This window comes from Mycobacterium sp. NPDC050441 (assembly GCF_040655355.1).
Taxonomy (GTDB): Bacteria; Actinomycetota; Actinomycetes; order Mycobacteriales; family Mycobacteriaceae; genus Mycobacterium.
On the sequence record NZ_JBFAJS010000005.1, the window covers coordinates 511,218 to 531,608 of the forward strand.

Here is a 20,391-nt window from a genome sequence, read left to right on the forward strand (position 1 = left end):
GCCGGCTACCGGGCAGCCGCCTTGTCTGCCATGTGCAGTGCGAGAGCGGCTGCCTGGTTGCCACCGATACCCACTCCACACGCCCACGTTTCGAAGACGACGTTGGAGGCCACCGCCAGCGCGTGATCGCACGGCCACTCGGCCTGTTGCTGTTCGGTCGAGAACTGGGTGAACAGGGATTCCTCGGCGACGACATCGGCGATATCCCAGTGCGTCGCCGCATCTCCGGTACCGATGGAGATGGTGCGCCCGGCACATTCCTGCCACGATTGCCTCGCCGAGTCGAAGAAGCGGTGAGCCTCATCGCGCGACGGATACAACACCACAGTCTGTTCCACGGTCTGTCTGGATTCCGGCGTACTCAGCACCTGATCACGCACCCCGGTCCATCCTGTATCCGCGTATACCGCCTCCTGGGCCCCGAAAACCGCTGCGCGGCAATCTTCCTCAGACAATTTGTTGCGGTTGACGTTCAACGTGTCGCTGATGTCGCGGGTTGCCATGGGTTCCAATCCCGTCACACCGATGATCTCGCCGGCCTCCTCGGGCGACACCAGGAGATCCTCGAGTCCGGAATCGGTGAGGGTTTCGTCGACCACCGGGACAGAGTCCTGCGCTCTCATGGCTCGGCCGTCGACCGTCTGTGCGCATCCTGCCGTCAGCAGTGACACGGTGGCCAGAGCAACCATCACGGTTCGGCAGGACATAAGGCTATTGTCGCCGATCGGCGCCACCCCTCCGGACACAATCACCGTGCGCGGATCTCTGGATCCGACGACGCGCAGCGAGCACCATCGGGTCATGAGCTACAACCGCCTCCGCGCAGACGACACATCACGCATCAAGATCGACGTAGCGATCGGTGTTCTGGTCGCCCTGCGCGGTTGCGCGCCTGATCAGGCCTTCGCCGAGCTGGTGCGGGTGGTACAGCGGACCGGCATCGGAATCGGCAGCATCGCAAGGGCATTGGTCGACCTCGCTGGTGGCAGTTCCGGTACCTCGGCCGAATACGCCGAGGCGTTCAACGCCTGGGGTGAACTGCTGGCACAGGCCCGGCGGGTACCCGTCAACGCGCAGTAGCGGGTGCCCGGGCCACCAGCCAGGTCTCGCCGCCACCTTCATGTGCGGCGATCGTCTCCAGACCGGTAAAACAATCCTCGAGTTCGCCGGCCGCGGCCCGGAATCGGCCAGACCCGGCGCCGACCTCACTGAGAACGCAGATGGCCAGCAGGCCGCCCGGCCGGAGGCGGGCGGCCAGGGCCGGATACAACGCGGGGTCGCGGAAGCGGTGACACAGCACCACGTCGACCGGAGGGCCGGGGGGCAGGCCCCCGTCGAGATCAGCGATATCGAAGCGGCAGCGCTCTGCCATCCCGTGGCGTAAGGCCGACTGCCTGGCCTGGGTGACCGCCGCGGCGGACACGTCCAGACCCCACACCTGCAACCCACGCTGAGCCAACCACACCGCCGCCCGGCCGGTGCCGCACGCGATGTCGAGTGCCGAACCGGCCACGGGAAACTGGTCGGCTTGGCCGCTGAACACCTGCGGCAAAGCCGGCTCCGCATCCGGCTCCCGGTCGGTATAGGCCGCGTCCCAGCGGAGGCGGTCCTTCTCGCTCACGTGCGCCACCCTATGGGAGGGAATAGCGGCACACCGTTCGGGGTTAGCCCGTTCATGCGAGCCCTCGTCTACGACCCGCACGCCCCCGCCAATCTCCGGTTCGACGAGGTGGCCGAACCGTCGGTCACCGAATCGCAGGCCCTCATCGATGTCCATGCGATTGCGCTGAATTTCGGGGAACTGCACTTCATCGACCAGATGCGCCGCCCCGGCGAAGTTCCCGGCTGGGACAGTGCGGGTGTCGTCGCTCAGGCCGCTGCCGACGGCTCAGGACCGCCCGTGGGCGCCCGGGTGGTCGGATTCAGCGGCGAGGCCGGCTGGGCCGAACGACGCGTCGTCTCGACCGACAATCTGGCCGAGCTTCCCGAGTTCGTCGAATTCGAGGAGGCTGCCGCGCTTCCGGTCGCCGGGGTGACCGCGCTGCAGGCACTGCGGGCCCTCGGCCCGGTCGTCGGGCGCCGGGTTCTGATCACCGGCGCGTCCGGGGGTGTCGGCCGGTTCGCCGTGCAGCTGGCAGCCCGGGCCGGCGCCCATGTGGTGGCCGCAGTCGGCAGCGCCCCGCGCGGTGCGGGTCTCGACGAATTGGGTGCGGCCGAAGTCGTGGTCGGGCTCGGCGCGGTGACCGAGCCGGTGTACGGCGTGCTCGACAACGTCGGTGGGAAACTCCTGGCACAGGCCTTCAGCCTGGTGTCCGACGGCGGCTCGGTGCAATCCATCGGGATGGCCTCCAACGAGCCCACCACGATCAACTTCGAGGAGGAAAGACGCACCGGGAACCGGAAACGGTTGGAGCCGTTCACCGTCCGGGCGCCCTTTCAAGCCGATTTGGATTACCTACTGACCCTGCTTGCCGACGGCGAACTCGATCCGCAGATCGGATTCCGGGATACCTGGGAGAACGTCTCCGACGCCGCCCAGGCGTTGTTGGGACGCCAGGTCGCGGGCAAAGCAGTGCTGCGGGTCGCCTGACTCTGCGAGCTCAGTTGCCCTGGCCGCCCCGCCCTCGTGACACCAGGTCAGCCACCGGGTCCTTCCCGTTGATGAACCAATCACCGAGGATGCGTGCCTTGTAGACCACCGGGTTGTGTGAGGCCAGCGTGCGGGCGTTGCGCCAATGCCGGTCCAGGCCAAGCTCTTCGGAGACTCCCGAGGCGCCGAGTGCATCGAACACTCGCGTGGTGGCCCGCAGTGCCGCCGCCACGATCACCAATTGCGCCTGGGTGACGGCCACCTCGGCGTCGACTAGCAACTGGCGAGCGTGGCCGTCGCTGCCCGCAAGCCGGCCGGCCACGATCCGATCCAGGCTGCGTGCGCTCTGCCCCAGGGCGGCCGTCGCACCGAACGCCTCAGCCGACACCTCACCGATCACCTGCAGCAGCTGCGGATCGGCGGCCGGAACCTCGGCCAGCCCCTGCGGGTAATTGCGCTGACGGGCCGTCAGTGCGGCCGAGCTGTCGCGCTGTGCCGCCCTGATGATTCCCGTCAGCACCGCCAGCATGGCGATCTGGTAGAAGTGCGCCTGGTAGGTGAACCGTTCGGTCGCCGGGAACACGTTGCCGCGTTCGGCCCGGGCCTGGTCGTAGCGAGCCGAGCCGCTACCCGTCGTGCGCTGGCCGAACCCGCGCCAGTCATCCACGAGGGTGACGCCAGGATCATCGGCGCGCACCAGGGCAGTCCACAGCTCGCCGTCCCCACCACGGCCCAGAACATCCAGCCAGTCGGCGTAAAGACTGCCGGTCGCATAGTATTTCGCGCCGGTCACCAGCCAGTGCCCGTCTTCTTCGGTCACCGTCGTGGCCAGATTGGCCAGGGTCACGTTGTTGGCCTCGGTCCAGCCGCCGCCGACGAACTCGCCGGCCAGAAACCGCTTGATCCACGTGGTGTTTTCCTCCGACACCGGCGCATTGAGCCGGTCCTCCACGAATGCCAGGTGGTTGCGCCAGATGTGCGCGACGTTGGCGTCGGCCTCCCCCAGGTCGGCCAGCAGCAGGAAGGTCTGCTCCAGCGACGCACCGAAACCGCCCTGTTCTGCCGAGATCCGCAAGGTGCCGAATCCTGCGTCGCTCAGCCAGCGCACCTGCTCGTGCGGGAACACCCGGTCGGCCTCACGCTGTCGATTCCCCTCGGCGATCTGCTCGAAGATAGGTCCGAACACCGAGCGCAGCTCGGCGTCATAACCTGTGGGGCGCTTCAGATACGTGCTTTCCGTTGACATTTACGACTCCTCCTCGGCGTCGATCCGGTACGCGTACTCGTCGCGGACAGTGCGATACCCCAAGCGGGCATAGAGCAGGTGGGCATTGCTGGCATTGGCGGTGTCGGTGCCCAACGAGGCATGGCGAAAGCCCCGCCGCAGCGCCGCCAGCCAGAGCTTGCGCAGCAGCAGCTCAGCGGTCCCGGCCTTGCGGCGGTCGGCACGCACGCCGATGTAGTCGGTGTGCGCACTTCGGATTTCTTCCGCACCGGTTCCCGAGGTGTAGGTGGAACCGAGCACGTAGCCGACCACCACGCCGTCGTCATCTACGGCCGCCAGGCTGAAATCCGGGGTGAACGCGCGGCTGGCCAGATGATGTTCCCAGCGCTGCGGGGTCTTCGACATGTTCCCGAAGTGCTCGCGGAAGGTGTCGAACTGCACCTGCCGGACCTGCTCGGTGAGACCTCCGGCCACGACCTGCGGCCACGACAGGATAGTGATCGACTCGATCCCGGCATCGGCCAGAGCCTCCGGGTCCTCGCCGCGCAACGCCTTTCGGGTGCCGGCGAATTGGCGTTCTCGGCGGGCTCCGCGGGCGACCAGGGAATCGATCGTCACTGCCTGGTCGGCGCCGATGAACACCCGCAGGTAAGCGCCGTCCACGGCCACCCGCCCGAACTGCCCGACACTGTCGTCCACGATCGCCCGCACCGCCTCGGCCGGGGCATGCGGATCGAAGACGAAGTTCCCCAACACCTCCGGTTCCGCACCGTCCGGCCGGTGCAGGGCTGCGTATCCAGCCACCGCACCGGCCTGATCCAGGAGGACGATGGCCGAGCCGGGATACGCGCCGTCGAGTTGTTCTGCGATATCGCGGGAATCGGCAGCGAACGTGCGTCCGCCGAGCCCGGGTGTGGTGGCCAGGAAGTCGGCAATCAACGGGAAGTGTCGTGGGGTTACCTCGGCAACGCTCCAACCGGTCACGTCCGACGTCGCAGACAAAGTGTCATCGATCAGTGTCACGGCGTCACGCCCGCATCGATCCACCGCTGCTGTTCCTCGGGTGAAACGCTCTGGATGGTGCCGATCCGGTTGGCCACCTCGGGCCGGGTCCGCTTGAGGTACCAGTACCAGGACAGCCCGGCCAGCAGGATGGCGGCGAACACGAAAGGCAGGATGTTGAACGGGAACTCGGGCACCGGGTAGAAATTGCTGACGATCACATAACCCAGACCGATGGTGGCCGCGACCGCGACGGCGAGCCGCTGCGGTGTCAGTGCGCCGATCCTGCGCAGCCAGATCGGCGTGGCGATGACCACCAGGAGATAACTCACCAGGAAGCCCCAGTTGGCCACATAGCCGCCGTAGACGTCGAACACCAGCCGGCCCGCTGAGCTGAACGTGGCCACGATCGAGAACGCCAGGGCCAGGGTCCCGACGAAAACCACTCCGGCCCAAGGCGTCTTGTAGGTCGCGTGCACCTTGGTGAACACCGTCGGCAATGCCCCTTCGTGGGCGAAGGTGAACAGCGATCGGGCCGCGGCGGTGGTGACCGCGGTGACGAACACGATGAACGCGATCGCGACCGCGCCGCTGACGATCTGGTTCACCCATTCGACCCCGACGCTGGTGGCCAGCTGCGGCAGCACCGCCTTGTCGCCGTCGATCTCGCCGAAGTGCAGGATCTGCGGGTAGGTCGCGAAGATGTACAGGGCTCCGATCAGGATCACCACGCGCAGCAGGGATCTGGCGATGTTGCGGTGCGCGTCCTTGGCCTCGGCCCCGAGAGAGGCCACACTTTCAAAACCGGCGTAGGAGCCCACCGCGGTGACCGCCGCGATGAACGTCGCGCTGGACCCGAGATGCTGAGGATTCCACTGCTCCCAGTCGATGCGGAAGCCGTAGCCGATATAGGAGGCCACGATGATCACCAGGATCGACGCGATGGCCAGCAACTCGAAGGCCAGTTCATACTTGGCCGCCAGCGAGACCCCCCGGTACGGCAGGTACACCGCGACGCCGACCACCACGATCACCAGCAGCAGGCGGAACCACACCGCCTGCGATCCAAGGCCTATCGACTCCAGGAACGCATCGAGGTAGAGCACTCCGCCGAGGGTGCCCGTCGTGGCGAATCCGATGTAGCCGAACAGCAGGCTGAACCCCGCGGCGAAGGCGAAGCCAGGGCCCAGGCCGTTACCCGTGTAGGTGCCCAGCGATCCGGAGGACACCGTGCGTTTGGCCTGGAAACTGATGGTGATGGCGACCAGCACCACAATGGACAGGCCGATCACGGCGGCCCACGCCGCCCCCTTGCCCGCCGCCACGAACAACGAGAAGGGCACCACGGCCAGTGCCACACTCGGTGCCGCGGCCGCCAGGCCCTGGGCAAACACACCCCACGGGCCGAGCGCCCCGGATTCCAGACCCGTGGATTCGGCCGCGATCAGGGTGCGGCCCCCGGCCTCCGTCGTCGGATGTGCCTTCGGGTCGTCTGTAGTAGTCACGGCAATGTCCCTTTCTGACCGCGACACCTCCCGTCCGCGAACCGGGACGGGTGGTTGATATGTCGGTATGGTTGCCACACTGCCGCAATCGGATTCGCGTCGTCAGCGATGGAATCGGCGGGATTCTATTGCGAATGAATGGAATTCCTACGAAATGCGGCGCCCGGATGCGCTTCAGCCAGTAATCCGTCGTCGCCGCCGAACAGCTTCTGCCGCAACGTGGTCGGCTCGGAAACCTCGCGGGCACGGCCGCGCCGGCGGAGCTCTGGGATGAGGTAGGTGGCCACGTCGACGAAGCTGCCGGGCGTGACGTGATAGGCGATGTTGAACCCGTCCACCCCGGTCCGGCGGGCATACGCATCCAGGGCATCGGCCACCGTGGTGGCCGATCCGACGAACAACTCGCCGCCGAATCCGCCCAGTCCCCCGACGTAGTCCCGCAACGTCAGGTGCTCACGGATTTCGGAATCGGTGACCGCGGCCAGGATCGACCGGCTGGCGTCGGTGTCGAACTGCTCGATCGGGCGATCGACCCCGTAGGTCGACCAGTCCACCCCGGACAATGCCGAGAGCAGCACCAGCCCGCCCTCCAGGTCGTGGTAGTCGGCAAGTTCGCGCGCCTTGGCCTGGGCTGCGGAATCAGTACTGTCCGTGACGATCTCGACCGAGGTGACGAACTTCAGCGATTGCGGATCTCGCCCGTGCCCGGCAGCCCGGCGCCGGATGTCCTCGATGTGACCACGCAGGACGTCGGGCCGCGGATCGCTGACGAATACCAGTTCTGCGTTGCGCGAGGCGAACTCCCGGCCGGCCGGCGAGGTGCCCGCCTGGAACAGGACCGGAGTGCGCTGCGGTGAGGGTTCGACCAGGTGCGCCCCAGGGACCGTGAAATACCGCCCGTGGTGGGCGATGTCATGCACCTTCGCCGGGTCGGTGTACACGCCGCGCTCGGCATCTCGCAGCACGGCGCCCGGCTCCCACGACCCTTCCCAGAGTTTGTAGGTCACTTCCAGGAATTCCTGGGCCATCGCGTACCGCTCATCGTGCGGGATCTGCCGGTCCCGCCCGATGATGTTGCGCGCAGCGCTGTCGAGCAGGGAGGTAACGACATTCCAGCCGATCCGGCCGCCGGTGAGGTGATCCAGAGTGCTGAACTTGCGCGCCAGCAGGTAGGGACTCTCATAGGTGGTGGACACCGTGATTCCGAACCCCAAACGCTGGGTCGCCGCGGCCATCGCCGACACCGCCAACAGCGGATCGGTCACCGGCGTCTGCACCGCCCGCGCCAGGGCCGCGCCGGCATCACCGCCGAACACGTCGAGTTGCCCGACCGCGTCGGCGATGAACAGCACGTCGAATCCGCCGTCATCGAGCAGTTTCGCCAGTTCCACCCAGTACCGGACATTCGTGTAATCGGCGGTGCGGTCCTGCGGGTGACGCCACAGCCCGAAATTGCCGTGCGACACCGTCGACATGGTGAACGCCGACAGCACGTACGGCTCGGTCATGACAGCTGCCGCCGCGGTACGTCGAGCCCCAGATGGGATCGCAGTGTGGCGCCGGCGTACTCATGGCGGAACAGTCCGCGCTTGCGCAGCACCGGTACCACCTGCTCGACGAAAAGTTCGTGCTGGCCAGGTAACCCGGAATCGCGCAGCACGAATCCGTCTGCGGCACCGGTGGTGAACCATTGCTCGAACTCATCGGCGATCTGCTCAGGAGTGCCCACCACCGACGCACCCCAACCGTTCACCGTGCGGTAGAGGAACTCTCGCACCGTCGGGTTTCCGTCGGTGGCCAGCATTCGGTAGCCGGCCAACGCGGTCTGATGGGTCTCGGTGTGCGCCGGGAAGGCCGACTCCGGAACCGGACCGTCCAGATCGGCACCGGTGACGTCGACATCGACTTCCAGCAGCCACCCGGCCTGATACTCGGGGCTGAAGAACTCGTACTCCAGCTGCTCCGCGCGGCGGGCTTCCGCTTCGGTGGAGCCGACGACGTACCGCAGCGACGGCGTGATCAGCGGCGGCCTGGCCCGGCCCAGTCGACGTGACTCCTCGTGGATCTGGGTGTAGAAATCCTGCGCCCGCGCCCGGTTGCCGTGACTGGTGAAGATCACCTCGGCGTGCCGCGCGGCGAAACCCCGTCCGGTTTCCGATGATCCGGCCTGGAAGATGACCGGCTGTCCTTGTGCCGACCGAGCCGAACCCAACGGGCCGGCCACGTCGAAGTAGCGCCCATGATGATCGGTCGGTTGAATTCTGTTGATGTCATTGAAGATCCCTGCGGCGCGGTCTTCGACGATCGTGTCTTCGCCCCAGCCGTCCCACAGCTTGCGCACCACGGCAAGCGCTTCCTCGGCGATGCGGTAGCGCTCGTCGTGGGCCACCACGCCGCGAGCACTGAAATTGTCGGCCGCGGCCTGCGCGAAGCTGGTGACCAGATTCCAGCCGGCCCGGCCGCCGCTGAGGTGATCGAGCGAAAGCAGCTGGCGGGCCAGATGATACGGATGGGCCAGGGTGGCCGACCCGGTGACCACCAGCCCGATCCGCTCGGTGACAGAGGACAGCGCAGCCGTCGCGGTGAGCGGTTCGAAGTCCTCGGTGATCTTGTACGCCCAGGTCGCGGGTGGGCCGTAGTTCAGTCCGTCAGCGAAGAACAGCGCGTCGAAGGTGCCGGCCTCGGCGGTCTGCGCATAGCCGATCAGATGCCGGCGGACCCCGGCGGGGCTGTTGTCGATGTCGGGATGCCGCCACGGCCCGGCGGACCGGGTATTACCGAAGGCGAGCAGATGCAGCTCTCTGGACACTCCGGCGACACTACGATCGCGGCCGGCCCGCGCCGAGGGTTGCGCTCAGCGCGAAGCAATCCCCCGTGCGGGGCCGCCTACTTCTTGGGCTTGTCCGAGGCCGCGTCGGTGGACAGCGCCGCGACGAACGCCTCCTGAGGAACCTCCACGCGACCGATGGTCTTCATGCGCTTCTTTCCCTCCTTCTGCTTCTCCAGCAGCTTGCGCTTACGGGTGATGTCACCGCCGTAGCACTTGGACAGCACGTCCTTGCGGATCGCCCGAATGTTCTCGCGGGCAATGATTTTCGACCCGATCGCAGCCTGCACCGGCACCTCGAACTGTTGGCGCGGGATGAGCTCCTTGAGCTTGGTGGTCATCTTGTTGCCGTAGGCCGCCGCCGAATCCTTGTGCACGATGGCACTGAACGCGTCCACGGCCTCGCCCTGCAGCAGGATGTCGACCTTGACCAGATCGGCCATCTGCTCGCCGGCCTCCTCGTAGTCGAGGCTGGCGTACCCGCGAGTGCGGGATTTCAGCGAGTCGAAGAAGTCGAAGATGATCTCGCCCAACGGCATGGTGTAGCGCAGCTCGACGCGCTCGGGCGACAGGTAGTCCATGCCGCCGAGCTCGCCGCGCCGAGACTGGCACAGTTCCATGATGGTGCCGATGAACTCGCTCGGCGCGATCACCGTGGTCTTGACCACCGGCTCGTAGACCTCGCGGACCTTGCCCTCGGGCCAGTCCGACGGGTTGGTCACGACGATCTCGGATCCGTCGTCCTTGACCACCCGGTAGACCACGTTGGGCGCGGTGGAGATCAGGTCGAGGTTGAACTCGCGTTCCAGGCGCTCGCGGGTGATCTCCATGTGCAGCAACCCGAGGAAGCCGCAGCGGAATCCGAAACCCAGCGCCACCGATGTCTCCGGCTCGTAGGTCAACGCGGCGTCGTTGAGCTGCAACTTGTCCAGTGCCTCGCGCAGTACCGGATAGTCCGAGCCGTCCACCGGGTAGAGCCCGGAATAGACCATCGGCCTGGGTTCCCGGTAGCCGGTCAGCGCCTCGGTGGCGCCCTTGCGCGCCGTCGTCACGGTGTCGCCGACCTTGGACTGCCGAACGTCCTTCACACCCGTGATGAGATAGCCGACCTCGCCGACGCCGAGACCGTCGCTCGGCTTCGGCTCCGGTGAGACGATGCCCACCTCGAGCAGTTCGTGGGTGGCGCCGGTGGACATCATCGCGATCTTCTCGCGCGGGGTGATCTTGCCGTCGACGACGCGCACATAGGTCACCACACCGCGATAGATGTCGTAGACCGAGTCGAAGATCATCGCCCGTGCGGGAGCGTCGGCATCACCGCTCGGCGCAGGCACCTTCCGGACCACCTCGTCGAGCAGCTCGGCCACACCTTCGCCCGTCTTGCCGGACACCCGCAGCACGTCGGACGGCTCGCAGCCGATGATGTGCGCGAGCTCGCCGGCGTAACGCTCCGGGTCCGCCGCCGGCAGATCGATCTTGTTGAGCACCGGGATGATCGTCAGGTCGCGGTCCAGCGCCAGGTACAGGTTGGCCAGCGTCTGCGCCTCGATGCCCTGCGCAGCGTCGACCAGCAGCACCGCACCCTCGCAGGCCTCCAGGGCGCGGGACACCTCGTAGGTGAAGTCGACGTGGCCCGGGGTGTCGATCAGGTGCAGGACGATCTGTTCGGTGGACCCGTCATCCTTGGTGACCGACCAAGGCAGCCGCACGTTCTGCGCCTTGATGGTGATGCCGCGCTCACGCTCGATGTCCATCCGGTCCAGGTATTGCGCACGCATCGACCGGTCGTCGACGACGCCGGTGAGCTGCAGCATCCGGTCCGCCAGCGTCGATTTGCCGTGGTCGATGTGGGCGATGATGCAGAAGTTCCTGATCTGCGCCGGCGCAGTGAACGTCTTGTCGGCGAAGCTGCTGATGGGAATCTCCTGGTGAGCGTGGGTGTCCAGCACGTGCTGTGCTCCTCAAGGGTATCGAGCAAGCACCGTCACGACACAATCGCCGGGGATCCACTCGCATATGCTCGACACCATGGCGTCGCAGTGGAAGGCGTTCCAACACGTCCTCAAGGGCGTAGTGGACGGCGCCGAAAACCTGGTGTTCAACGAGGCACCCAAGTTCGTGCGCCAGCTACAGACCACGGACAACGTGCCGCGGACCGTGCAACAAGGCATCCAACAGGGCCTTCAGCAGGGCCTCCGGCTGGGCCTGGGTGTGCTCGCCGGTGCGGCGGTCCCGCCGCCCCAGGCGATCACCGCGGGACGGCCGGTGTCGAGGAACAGCACGCCCACCGCGCACCGGGCCCGCAAAGTCGTTTACGCGCCCGATCTGGACGGGCAGGCCGATCCGGGCGAGATCGTATGGACCTGGGTGGTCTACGAGGACGATCCGACCCAGGGCAAGGACCGCCCGGTTCTGGTGGTGGGCCGCGATCAGCGCACCCTGCTCGGGCTGATGCTGTCCAGCCAGGATTACCACCGAGACGATCCGGACTGGATCGGCATCGGTATCGGCAGCTGGGACTACGACGGCAGGCCGAGCTGGGTCCGGCTGGACCGGGTGCTCGACGTCCCAGAGGAAGGCATCCGCCGCGAGGGCGCGATCCTGGACCGCGGCCGGTTCGAGGCGGTCGCCGTCCGGTTACGGGCCGAGTACTCCTGGAGCTAGCCCGCCGATGTCAGCGCGGCGGCGGTGTTCGAACCGGACGTAAGGTCCGGCGTCGTCGACGGTGATCCGGCACAGCACCCCGTACACATCGGCCACCAGGTCTTCGGTGAGCACGTCGACCGGTCTGCCGGTGGCCACCATCCTTCCCGCCGACAGCATCACTATGTGGTCGCAGAACATCGCCGCGAGGTTGAGGTCATGCAGAGCCACCACGCTGGTGACGTCGAGCGTGCGGATCAGAGCGAGGATCTCCAGTTGATGAGCAATGTCCAGGTGATTGGTCGGCTCGTCGAGCAGTAACTCCCTGGGCTCCTGCGCGAGAGCCCTGGCGATCTGCACGCGCTGACGCTCGCCGCCCGAGAGGGTGTGCCACAGGCGGTCGGCCATACCGTCGAGGCCGGTGGCCGCCAATGCGGCGGCCACCGCGGCAGTGTCGTCGCCACCGCCGCCGAATACCGAACGGTGCGGGATCCGCCCCAGCCGAACCACGTCACGCACCCCGATGTCCAGATCGGTGTCCGCGTGCTGACCGACCACCGCCACCCGCCGCGCCACCGCGCGGCGCGACATCGTGTGCAGCTCACGGCCACCGAGCTGCACACTCCCGGAGTCGGGCCGGTCGATACCGGCCAACAGCCGCAACAATGACGACTTGCCGGAACCGTTGGGTCCCAACAACCCCACGGTGCTACCGGGAACCGGGTCCACCGTCACACCGTCCAGCACGACCCGCCCCGAGCGGGTCCAGCACACCTCGACCGCTCGCAGGCTCATCTGTGCATCCCCCTGCGCCGCAACAAGATCAACGCGAAGGCGGGGACGCCGAGCAGCGCCGTGACCACCCCGGTGGGCAACTCCTGCGGCGCGAATACCGTCCGGGCCAGCGTGTCCACCCAGACCATGAAGACCGCACCGAGGATCGCCGCGGTCGGCAGCAGGCGCCGATGACCGGGGCCGACGACAAAGCGCGCGGCATGCGGCAGCACCAGGCCGACGAACCCGATCGCCCCAGCGGCACTGACCAGCGCGGCGGTCACCAACGCGGTCATCACGAGCAGCATGACGCGCACCCGGGTCACCGAAACCCCCAACGCCGCGGCCGCATCCTGCCCGAACGCGAAGGCGTCGAGGGTGCGCGCACAGGCCAGACAGACCACCAGCCCGGCACCGACGACGACCGTGCACGCGACCACGTCGGACCACGACACCCCGGCCAGCGAACCCAGGAGCCAGAACAGCACTCCCCTGGTCTGTTCGGCGTCAGCCGAGGACAACACGATGAAGGACGTCAGCGCCGAGAACAGCTGAGTGCCGGCCACTCCGGCCAGTACCACCCGATCGGTCCCGCCGCCCGCCGCATGGGCGAGAAGCAGCACCACGGCGAAAGACAGCACCGCACCGGCGAACGCGCCGCCGGACACGGTCAGCGTGCCCGCGCCGATGCCGAGCACCGCGACCAGCACGGCGCCCGTAGAGGCACCCGATGAGACGCCTAACACGAACGGGTCTGCCAGCGGATTGCGCAGCAGCGACTGCAATATCGCCCCACACAGCGCCAACCCGGCACCGCAGATGGCCGCCAGGACAACCCGCGGGAGTCGCAGTTGCCAGACGATGCTCTCCTGTAGCGGGGTCGCCCCCGAGGGCCCGGCGCCGAGACGATCGCCGACGATGCGGTACACGTCCCCCACCGACAACGCAGCGGGCCCGATGGTGATGGCCACCGCGGCAGAGAACACCAGCAGGACGAGCCCGGCAGCCCACAACCCACCGAGCCATCCGGTGCGGATACTCACCGCGGCGAGCCGAACCCGAGTTCCCGCAAGCCGCGGGCCACCTTCTCGGCGCCGTCCACGGTGCGGATCGAAGGGTTCAGATCGGCCCCGTTCACCACGATGTAGCGGCGGTGCCGCACCGCCGACAATCCCCGGGTGAGCGGATTGGATTCCAGGAAATCGATTTTGGTTTCCAGGGCGTCACCGTCGATCGTGCGGCGGCTCAGGTCCCCCAGCACCAACACATCCGGGTCGCGATCGGCCACGCTCTCCCAACTCACCTGCGGCCATTCATCGGTGGTGTCGGCGAATACGTTGCGCGCCCCGACGGTCCCGGCGATCACGCCAGGCGATCCGCAGCAACCGGCGAAGTAAGGGGCACGAACATCGGAGAACCAGAACGCCATGTCGACGGCGGAGGGGGCTGCCGCGATCGCGTCCATCCGCCGGCGGAGCTGCGCGATGAGCCGATCGCCACGGTCAGTGACATCGAAGATCGTTGCCAGTTCCCGGATTTCGGTGTAAACGGCATCCATGGTGAATGCGGTGGTGCGCGCGCCGTCACCGTTGACCGACGTCTTGCCCTCGCAATCGCTGGGCGCGAGATAGGTCGGCACGCCCAGTTGTGCGAACTGATCGCGGTCGGCGACGCCGCCTGGCCCCAGGGTGCCGCCGAAGGACGCCGACACAAAATCGGGTTCGGCGTTGAGCACTGTCTCCAGCGACGGCTTGTTGACCGCCAGGCGTGGCACCCGGGCGTTCTCGGCCTCAAGGCCGGAGTGAACCGGATCTGTCCATGTCGCCGTGCCGACCATGCGGTCCGCCAGGCCCAGCGAGAACAGAATCTCGGTCGAGCCCTGGTTCAAGGAGACGGCCCGCTCCGGCGGTGCATCGATCACCACCTGCCTGCCGCAATTCTGCACGGTCAGCGGATATCCGGGCGCCGTCTCAGGAGCCGCTGCCGGGCCGGCGGCCTGGGCACACCCGCCCATCAGCAGCGCGCTCGCCACCCCGACGACAAGCCGGACCCGGCCCTTCACTTGGCCAGCCCGAACGCCCTGAAACCGGCGGCCAGCTTCTCCAGGGCATCGATCTCACGGATTCCGGGGTCGAGTTCGGACCCGGACAATACGACGTAGCGCTTGTCGCGCACCGCGGTCATGTTCCTGGTCACTGGATTCGATTCCAGGAAGCTCACTTTCGCGTCCAGAGCGTCCCCGTCGACGCGCCTTCGATTGAGGTCGGCCAGGACCAGCACGTCGGGGTCGCGGTCGGCCAGTGCCTCCCAACTGACCTCCGGCCAGTCCTCGCCGGTATCGGCGAAGACATTGGTGACGCCGAGTTCAGCGGCGTACAGCCCGGGTGCCGAGCAGCAGCCGGCCAGATACGGCGTCTGTAGCCCCGAGAACCAGAACGCGACAGTGGTATCCGGTTCGGTGATCGACGGGGTGTCCTCCAGCCGCCGAGTGAGCCGGGCGATCAGGTCGCGGCCACGCTCCTGCACATCGAAGATCTGTGCGAGCTCGCGGATCTCCCGGAACAGGGTGTCCAGGGCCAGGGATTCGGTGCGGGTGACGGTCTCGCCCTCGACTGCCGCCCCGGTGCACACCGAGGGTGATTGATACGTCGGGATTCCCAGCTGGGTGAACCGACTACGGTCGGCGACCACCGCGGGCGTGAAGGTGTGAGCGCTGGCCGAGGTGACCAGGTCCGGCTCGGCGGCGAGCACAGTCTCCAGTCCCGGGTCGTTGTCCGCCAGCCTGGGCACCGTGGCGTTGTCGGCCGCAAGCTCGGGAAGCACCGGATCGAACCAGGTCGAGGTGCCGACCATCCGATCGGCGAGACCCAGTGCCAGCATGATTTCGGTCGAGGCCTGGTACAGCGATACCGCTCGCTGCGGGGGCCCGTCGAAAGTGACGTTCACCCCGCAGTTCTCGATGGTGAGTGGATAGCCGGTCGGACCGGTCCCGGCCCCGTCTATCTCCACGGGCGCGGCGGGTTCTGGATGCCCACAGGCCACCGTGACGGACAAGGTAACGGACAAGAGGAACAGCAGTACGGCGGATACACGCACGCCCAAGACTTCCTTCGATGCAGGGCTCGGTCGCGGAGCCGTCGACAGTCATTCCGGCTACAGGTAATCGGACTCGAGGCAGCGCCTCATACCGTTGCGCGTCAGTTCCGGCTTTTCACCGGATTCCCCTGTTGGTCGGCCTCCGCACTGTAACAGCCGCGCCGCGGCGCGATGGCCCGGAATCAGGTGGCCACTACCGCGGCTGACGCCACATCGGCGTCAGCGTGGGCCCGCCGTCGGGCAACACGATCTCCCCGGTGACCTCGAACCCGAAACGCAGGTAGTACGGCACGTTTTCGGGGTTGCTCGATTCCAGATACGCCGGCGCGTGTTCGGCGTCCACCCGGTCCAACCGGGACTGCATCAGCGCGTGACCGAAGCCGCCACCGCGCACGGTGGGATCGCTGCCGATCACCGCCAGATACCAGTGCGGTTCCTCGGGGTGATGCTTCTTCATCAGTGCGGCGATCTGCTGGCCCCGGCCGGCCCGGCGACCGAAGGCCCGAGCGAAGGCGGGCATCATCAGCCATTCCTGCAGCCGCGTGTGCCGCCAGGACCCGGGTGGATCCCACAGCGCCGCCGCCCCGATGACGCCTGCCCGCACCGCCACCTCGCTGCCCCCGCCGGCCAGGAAATGGTGGCGGGTCATGGTGGCGAACATCCGGGCCAGCGCCTGTCTCCGGCGGGCCGCGTCGGGCAGCATCCACACCATCACCGGGTCCTCATGGAACGCCCGCCCCAGAACGACGGCAAGCTGCTTGATGTCAGATCGGTGTGCGGGACGGACGTCGACGGCGGCCACCCGCCCACCATCGCACACGACTGACACCGGTTTCGCGCCAACGACCATCGTCTCGGCGCGATCAGCGACCCTGAGTGATGTAGTCCTGCAGCTGTTGCTGCTCGGCCTCCAGCTCCTCCATCCGGGTCTTGACGATGTCCCCGATGCTGACGATGCCGGCCAGCCTGCCGCGATCGAGGACCGGAATGTGGCGCACCCGGTTCTCGGTCATCAAAGCGCTGAGGTGGTCGACGGTGTCGCGTGGCGTGCAGGTCGCCACCACCGTGGTCATGATCTCCGACACCGGCTGCGCCAACAGGCTGCTGCCACGTTCGTGCAGCTTGCGCACCACATCGCGTTCGGAGACGATGCCGGCCAACCCGTCAGGCCCCATCACGACCATGGCACCGATGTTCAATTCGGTCAGCCCGGCCAGCAGCTCGGTCACCGTCGTCTCCGGCGAAATCGTCACCACCGCCGTGCCCTTGTTTTTCAGCACGTCCGCGATTCGCATCGGCAGCCTCCGATCGTGATCCACCTCACAACCAGGCTAGGTCGGTGTTCGTCAGGAAGAAAGAAGCCACGCCCGATAGGCCATAACGGAGTAGGAATGGGGCCATGATCGAGGTCACGCTGCTCGGCACCGGTAGCCCGATTCCCGATCCGGAGCGGGCCGGGCCGGCAACCCTGGCGCGCGCCGGCGATCAGACGTTTCTGATCGACTGTGGCCGCGGCGTGCTGCAGCGCCTGGCCGCCGCCGGGTCCGCCGCCAACCAGCTCAGCGCGTTGCTGCTCACCCATCTACACAGCGACCACATCGCCGACCTGGGCGACGTGATCATCACCCGCTGGGTCAGCACGTTCACGCCGGACGCTCCGCCCCTGACGATCATCGGTCCCCCGGGCACCGCCGAGGTGGTCGACGCGACACTGCGGGCCTTCGGACACGACATCGGTTACCGCATCGCCCATCATGCGGATCTGACGGCTCCGCCACCGGTGGAGGTACACGAGCACACCGCGGGTGCGGTGTGGGATCACGACGGGGTGCATATCCAGGTCGCGCCCACCGATCACCGGCCGGTGACACCGACCATCGGGTTCCGGATCGAGCATGCCGGAGCGTCGGTGGTGTTGGCCGGGGACACCGTGCCGTGCGAGAGCCTCGATACCTTGGCCGCCGGCGCGGGGGCCCTGGTACACACCGTGATTCGCAAAGACCTCGTGAATCAGCTTCCGATGCAACGGATCCGCGACATCTGCGACTACCACTCGTCGGTGGAAGAGGCGGCCGCCACCGCCGCCCGGGCCGGGGTGGGCATCCTGATCCTGACCCACTACGTGCCGGCCATCGCTGCGGGCACCGAAGACGACTGGCGGGCATTGGCGGCCAGTGCATTCGACCGCCAGATCGAACTCGGCGACGATCTGCACCGCGTCCAGGTTCACCCGGGAGTGTGCGCCAGAGCGCGCAGCTGATCGGCCGCTGCGGCCGCGAAATCCGATGGAATTGACCGGTCGTTGCGTTCACACTGAACCGCACCGAGCGGGAAAGGGGGCGCGATGGCGACGGAGTGGTTCCGGCGGTCCCCAGACGGCGATGCGCTTGAAAACTTGGCCGCCGTTGTGGCGGACGCCGACCGCGGCGGCAGCCTCTACGGCACCATGAAGACCCTGGTGCAGCTTGCCCGCGATCGGGCCGACCCGGACGAGGTCATGCGCGTGTTGTCGACCGTGCGCCCGCGCACCTGGCTGCGGCTGGACATCGAACAGCGGAGGGGGTACGAGTCCTTCTATCCCGGCTATCGGTGGGAACGGATCACCAACGCCGGGTGGTTCAGATCCGATCCCCTTGCCCTGTTGCTCAACGCCTGTTCGGCAGACGGACGGCGCCGACAGCGTGCCGTGAATTCGCGACCGATGGGTAGCGATCAGCGACTGCTTCCGCTGTTGGTGATCCGTACCGCCGACTGGGTGGAACCGGTTCGGGTCGACGCCCGGCGGGCGCTTCCGGCAGCGCTCGCCACCGCGGATGCGGCCGCGTTGATTCGGGCGGCCGGCGTGGCTCTGGCGATGCGGGATTGGTGTCGGGGCGGGCATGCCGTCGAAGCGGTGACCGAGGTGTTGCGCACGCGGTCGGACGGAACGCTCGACTCCGCCCGCATGAGCGACGACCTGCCCGTGCGCCGACTCGCCTACCGTCTGTGGCTGGAGCCGGGCCGTGCCGGCTCGGCTGCGGTCGTCGAGGCGGCCCTGACCGAGCGAGACAACGTCTGCCGGAGCCTGTGCGTCGACGCGGCCGTCCGCGCCTCCGTACGCCACCACGATCGGGACACCCTGGAACATCTGCTCGGCGCCCGCTTCGTGCTGGTGCGTGTCGAGGCGCTTGCCGGACTGGTCCAGATCGGGCACCCGGAGGCAGGGGACGCGTTCCTCGCGGACCGGTCGGCGGCGCTGCGGGCCACCGCCCAGTGGGCAATGCGGCGCGCCGGCCGGGACGCGGCCGAGCGTTACCGGGAATTGCTGTTCTCCGTTGATGACTCACACCTGCGCGGCGTCATCGCCGGGCTCGGTGAGTGCGGCACAGTCGATGACGCGGAGCTGGTCTGCGGTTATCACGGGCATGACCGTCCGCGGGTGCGTGCCGAGGCGGTGCGGGCCGTGCGCCGACTGGGTGGCCCCCTCGACACGATCTCGGGCCTGGTCACCGACCGAGCCCCGATCGTCGTGCGCGCGGTGCTGGCGGCCCTGCGTGGGCAGCCGGACCTGCCACCGACGGATCGGTTGTGGGAATTGCTGCGCACAGACCAACCACCGCACGTCCGGCGCGCCGCGTTCAGCCTGCTGGTCGGCAGGGACACCTGGACCCGGATCGAGGTGGACCTCCGGGGCGTCGTCGACCTCGACGAAACGCTGCGCGCCTATGCCCGTACAGATCTCACCGGATGGCTGGACCGCGAGGCCTCGACGGCGTACCAGATGCCGAGCCCGTCCACCCTCGATCGCCTGGGCCCGCTCATCGATGCCGCAGAGCCGAGTATCGGCGTCCACGACGCCCGCCTCCTGCGCTGGCACCTCGGCCTGTCGGATTAGGCCGCGAGCTGATCTGCCGCGCCCGCAACACAATTGAGGTCGGTCTCGGTCAGCGGTCGACCGCGGGCGATCACCACGACGTGCTGGATCCCTGAGTCGGCCAACGAGTGGCAGCGCTCGACGAGCGCGTCGGAGCCCTCGCCGTCGTGAAGCGCGGTGGTCACCGTGCGGTCGATCTCGTCGGACCGGCGTCCGACATCTGCGCAGTGCAGATCGAGAACGTCGAGCTGTCTTCGGATCGAGGCGCCACCGTCGGGTACGTCGAACAGGTTGCACGCATCGCCATACTGCGCGACCAGCCGCAGTGTGCGTCGCTCCCCGGTACCGCCGATCAGCACGGGAGGATGCGGCGCGGTCACGGGTAGCGGGCTGCCGATCGGCTCCCGCGCGGTCAGATACTCACCGCGGTAACTCGATTGGTCGCCGCGCCACATTTGATCGGCCAACTGCAACAGCTCTGTCATCCGCTCGAACCGTTCCGCAGTGTCCGGTAGGAACAATCCCATCGCGGTCGCCTCGTCCGCGTTGTAACCGGCGCCGAGACCGAGCCACGCCCGGCCATTCGAGAGCACGTCGAGCGTCGTCACCGCCTTGATCAACAGGGCGGGCGCCCGAAAGGTCGCCGCCGTCACCATCGTGCCCAGCCGGATGCGTCGCGTCGCCGCGGCGAGGTAACCGAGCACGGTGTACGCCTCGAGCATCGGCTCGTCAGTCCGGCAGGAAGGATCCGCCTGCATGAGATGGTCGGCCACCCACAGGGTGTCGACAGCGGTGCCATCGAGGAACGTCGCCAGATCGGCGAGTCGCTCGTGAATCGCATCGGGCCACGAGTAGTTCGTGACACTCACGCTGAGC

At 67.4% G+C, this 20,391-nt stretch carries 20 protein-coding genes and 1 riboswitch; of the genes, 5 read left to right on the forward strand and 15 right to left on the reverse strand.

Going from position 1 to position 20,391, the window contains the following annotated elements; genetic code table 11:
* Positions 1-5 precede the first annotated feature (5 nt).
* On the reverse strand, positions 6-707 hold the full coding sequence (locus tag AB0I14_RS18040) for a sensor domain-containing protein (RefSeq protein ID WP_358024109.1): 702 nt from the start codon (positions 705-707) through the stop codon (positions 6-8).
* Positions 708-801: 94 nt separating this feature from the next.
* Here AB0I14_RS18040 and AB0I14_RS18045 point away from each other — a divergent pair, with 94 nt between their 5' ends.
* Entirely contained in the window at positions 802-1,080 is a 279-nt protein-coding gene (locus tag AB0I14_RS18045; RefSeq protein WP_358024112.1) for an ANTAR domain-containing protein, read from the forward strand.
* Here AB0I14_RS18045 and AB0I14_RS18050 read toward each other — a convergent pair.
* Positions 1,067-1,621: a class I SAM-dependent methyltransferase gene (locus AB0I14_RS18050; RefSeq protein ID WP_358024115.1), complete on the reverse strand. Its 555-nt coding sequence runs from the start codon at positions 1,619-1,621 to the stop codon at positions 1,067-1,069. The two genes, AB0I14_RS18045 and AB0I14_RS18050, sit on opposite strands and share 14 nt — an antisense overlap.
* A 54-nt stretch (positions 1,622-1,675) precedes the next feature.
* Between AB0I14_RS18050 and AB0I14_RS18055 the strand changes: the two genes are divergently transcribed.
* Positions 1,676-2,590, forward strand: coding sequence for a zinc-binding dehydrogenase (locus AB0I14_RS18055; RefSeq protein ID WP_358024118.1), 915 nt, complete (start codon positions 1,676-1,678; stop codon positions 2,588-2,590).
* Positions 2,591-2,600: 10 nt separating this feature from the next.
* Here AB0I14_RS18055 and AB0I14_RS18060 read toward each other — a convergent pair whose 3' ends face one another.
* The 6 genes from AB0I14_RS18060 to lepA all read right to left on the reverse strand — a co-directional run bounded on the left by AB0I14_RS18060 (position 2,601) and on the right by lepA (position 11,098).
* Positions 2,601-3,836 (reverse strand): acyl-CoA dehydrogenase family protein, encoded by a 1,236-nt coding sequence (locus tag AB0I14_RS18060; RefSeq protein ID WP_358024121.1) that lies wholly within the window; start codon positions 3,834-3,836, stop codon positions 2,601-2,603.
* Positions 3,837-4,838 carry a GNAT family N-acetyltransferase gene (locus AB0I14_RS18065; RefSeq protein ID WP_358024125.1) on the reverse strand — a complete coding sequence of 334 codons (1,002 nt, stop codon included), beginning with the start codon at positions 4,836-4,838 and terminating at the stop codon, positions 3,837-3,839.
* Positions 4,835-6,322, reverse strand: coding sequence for an APC family permease (locus AB0I14_RS18070; protein WP_358024128.1), 1,488 nt, complete (start codon positions 6,320-6,322; stop codon positions 4,835-4,837). The genes AB0I14_RS18065 and AB0I14_RS18070 overlap by 4 nt, the downstream gene beginning before the upstream one ends.
* 125 nt (positions 6,323-6,447) lie before the next feature.
* Positions 6,448-7,830 (reverse strand): LLM class flavin-dependent oxidoreductase, encoded by a 1,383-nt coding sequence (locus tag AB0I14_RS18075; RefSeq protein WP_358024131.1) that lies wholly within the window; start codon positions 7,828-7,830, stop codon positions 6,448-6,450.
* The gene (locus AB0I14_RS18080) at positions 7,827-9,131 is read right to left on the reverse strand and encodes an NtaA/DmoA family FMN-dependent monooxygenase (RefSeq protein ID WP_358024134.1); all 1,305 of its coding nucleotides are present in this window, start codon (positions 9,129-9,131) and stop codon (positions 7,827-7,829) included. Before AB0I14_RS18080 ends, AB0I14_RS18075 begins: the two co-directional genes overlap by 4 nt.
* Positions 9,132-9,208: 77 nt before the next feature.
* Positions 9,209-11,098: a translation elongation factor 4 gene (gene lepA, locus AB0I14_RS18085; protein WP_358024137.1), complete on the reverse strand. Its 1,890-nt coding sequence runs from the start codon at positions 11,096-11,098 to the stop codon at positions 9,209-9,211.
* A gap of 79 nt (positions 11,099-11,177) precedes the next feature.
* On the opposite strand from lepA, the gene AB0I14_RS18090 reads away from it, so the two are divergent.
* Positions 11,178-11,813: a type II toxin-antitoxin system PemK/MazF family toxin gene (locus AB0I14_RS18090; RefSeq protein ID WP_358024140.1), complete on the forward strand. Its 636-nt coding sequence runs from the start codon at positions 11,178-11,180 to the stop codon at positions 11,811-11,813.
* Here AB0I14_RS18090 and AB0I14_RS18095 read toward each other — a convergent pair.
* From AB0I14_RS18095 to AB0I14_RS18120, 6 genes are all read right to left on the reverse strand, one after another.
* Positions 11,787-12,587: an ATP-binding cassette domain-containing protein gene (locus tag AB0I14_RS18095; RefSeq protein WP_358024143.1), complete on the reverse strand. Its 801-nt coding sequence runs from the start codon at positions 12,585-12,587 to the stop codon at positions 11,787-11,789. The genes AB0I14_RS18090 and AB0I14_RS18095 overlap by 27 nt on opposite strands.
* Positions 12,584-13,609, reverse strand: a complete 1,026-nt coding sequence (locus AB0I14_RS18100) for an iron chelate uptake ABC transporter family permease subunit (RefSeq protein ID WP_358024146.1) — start codon at positions 13,607-13,609, stop codon at positions 12,584-12,586. Before AB0I14_RS18100 ends, AB0I14_RS18095 begins: the two co-directional genes overlap by 4 nt.
* Positions 13,606-14,580 carry an ABC transporter substrate-binding protein gene (locus tag AB0I14_RS18105; RefSeq protein ID WP_358024412.1) on the reverse strand — a complete coding sequence of 325 codons (975 nt, stop codon included), beginning with the start codon at positions 14,578-14,580 and terminating at the stop codon, positions 13,606-13,608. Before AB0I14_RS18105 ends, AB0I14_RS18100 begins: the two co-directional genes overlap by 4 nt.
* 44 nt (positions 14,581-14,624) lie before the next feature.
* Entirely contained in the window at positions 14,625-15,662 is a 1,038-nt protein-coding gene (locus AB0I14_RS18110; protein WP_358024149.1) for an ABC transporter substrate-binding protein, read from the reverse strand.
* A 40-nt stretch (positions 15,663-15,702) separates the two neighbouring features.
* Positions 15,703-15,835, reverse strand: a riboswitch (cobalamin riboswitch).
* 20 nt (positions 15,836-15,855) lie between these two features.
* Positions 15,856-16,464 carry a GNAT family N-acetyltransferase gene (locus tag AB0I14_RS18115; RefSeq protein WP_358024152.1) on the reverse strand — a complete coding sequence of 203 codons (609 nt, stop codon included), beginning with the start codon at positions 16,462-16,464 and terminating at the stop codon, positions 15,856-15,858.
* Positions 16,465-16,525: 61 nt separating this feature from the next.
* Positions 16,526-16,957 (reverse strand): CBS domain-containing protein, encoded by a 432-nt coding sequence (locus AB0I14_RS18120; RefSeq protein WP_358024155.1) that lies wholly within the window; start codon positions 16,955-16,957, stop codon positions 16,526-16,528.
* 104 nt (positions 16,958-17,061) lie between these two features.
* Here AB0I14_RS18120 and AB0I14_RS18125 point away from each other — a divergent pair, with 104 nt between their 5' ends.
* Both AB0I14_RS18125 and AB0I14_RS18130 read left to right on the forward strand, forming a co-directional pair.
* The gene (locus AB0I14_RS18125) at positions 17,062-17,922 is read left to right on the forward strand and encodes a ribonuclease Z (protein WP_358024157.1); all 861 of its coding nucleotides are present in this window, start codon (positions 17,062-17,064) and stop codon (positions 17,920-17,922) included.
* Positions 17,923-18,006: 84 nt separating this feature from the next.
* Positions 18,007-19,536 carry a HEAT repeat domain-containing protein gene (locus tag AB0I14_RS18130; RefSeq protein WP_358024160.1) on the forward strand — a complete coding sequence of 510 codons (1,530 nt, stop codon included), beginning with the start codon at positions 18,007-18,009 and terminating at the stop codon, positions 19,534-19,536.
* Here the strand turns inward: AB0I14_RS18130 and AB0I14_RS18135 are convergent.
* Positions 19,533-20,384 carry a TIGR03560 family F420-dependent LLM class oxidoreductase gene (locus tag AB0I14_RS18135; protein ID WP_358024163.1) on the reverse strand — a complete coding sequence of 284 codons (852 nt, stop codon included), beginning with the start codon at positions 20,382-20,384 and terminating at the stop codon, positions 19,533-19,535. The two genes, AB0I14_RS18130 and AB0I14_RS18135, sit on opposite strands and share 4 nt — an antisense overlap.
* Positions 20,385-20,391 lie beyond the last annotated feature (7 nt).

What these genes read in the sequence shown, in the direction of transcription:
- AB0I14_RS18040 (WP_358024109.1), bottom strand. Translation starts at nt 707, where the DNA reads ATGTCCTGCCGAACCGTGATGGTTGCTCTGGCCACCGTGTCACTGCTG.
- AB0I14_RS18045 (WP_358024112.1), top strand. Translation starts at nt 802, where the DNA reads ATGAGCTACAACCGCCTCCGCGCAGACGACACATCACGCATCAAGATC.
- AB0I14_RS18055 (WP_358024118.1), top strand. Translation starts at nt 1,676, where the DNA reads ATGCGAGCCCTCGTCTACGACCCGCACGCCCCCGCCAATCTCCGGTTC.
- AB0I14_RS18060 (WP_358024121.1), bottom strand. Translation starts at nt 3,836, where the DNA reads ATGTCAACGGAAAGCACGTATCTGAAGCGCCCCACAGGTTATGACGCC.
- AB0I14_RS18075 (WP_358024131.1), bottom strand. Translation starts at nt 7,830, where the DNA reads ATGACCGAGCCGTACGTGCTGTCGGCGTTCACCATGTCGACGGTGTCG.
- AB0I14_RS18090 (WP_358024140.1), top strand. Translation starts at nt 11,178, where the DNA reads ATGGCGTCGCAGTGGAAGGCGTTCCAACACGTCCTCAAGGGCGTAGTG.
- AB0I14_RS18095 (WP_358024143.1), bottom strand. Translation starts at nt 12,587, where the DNA reads ATGAGCCTGCGAGCGGTCGAGGTGTGCTGGACCCGCTCGGGGCGGGTC.
- AB0I14_RS18105 (WP_358024412.1), bottom strand. Translation starts at nt 14,580, where the DNA reads ATGGGCGGGTGTGCCCAGGCCGCCGGCCCGGCAGCGGCTCCTGAGACG.
- AB0I14_RS18120 (WP_358024155.1), bottom strand. Translation starts at nt 16,957, where the DNA reads ATGCGAATCGCGGACGTGCTGAAAAACAAGGGCACGGCGGTGGTGACG.
- AB0I14_RS18125 (WP_358024157.1), top strand. Translation starts at nt 17,062, where the DNA reads ATGATCGAGGTCACGCTGCTCGGCACCGGTAGCCCGATTCCCGATCCG.
- AB0I14_RS18130 (WP_358024160.1), top strand. Translation starts at nt 18,007, where the DNA reads ATGGCGACGGAGTGGTTCCGGCGGTCCCCAGACGGCGATGCGCTTGAA.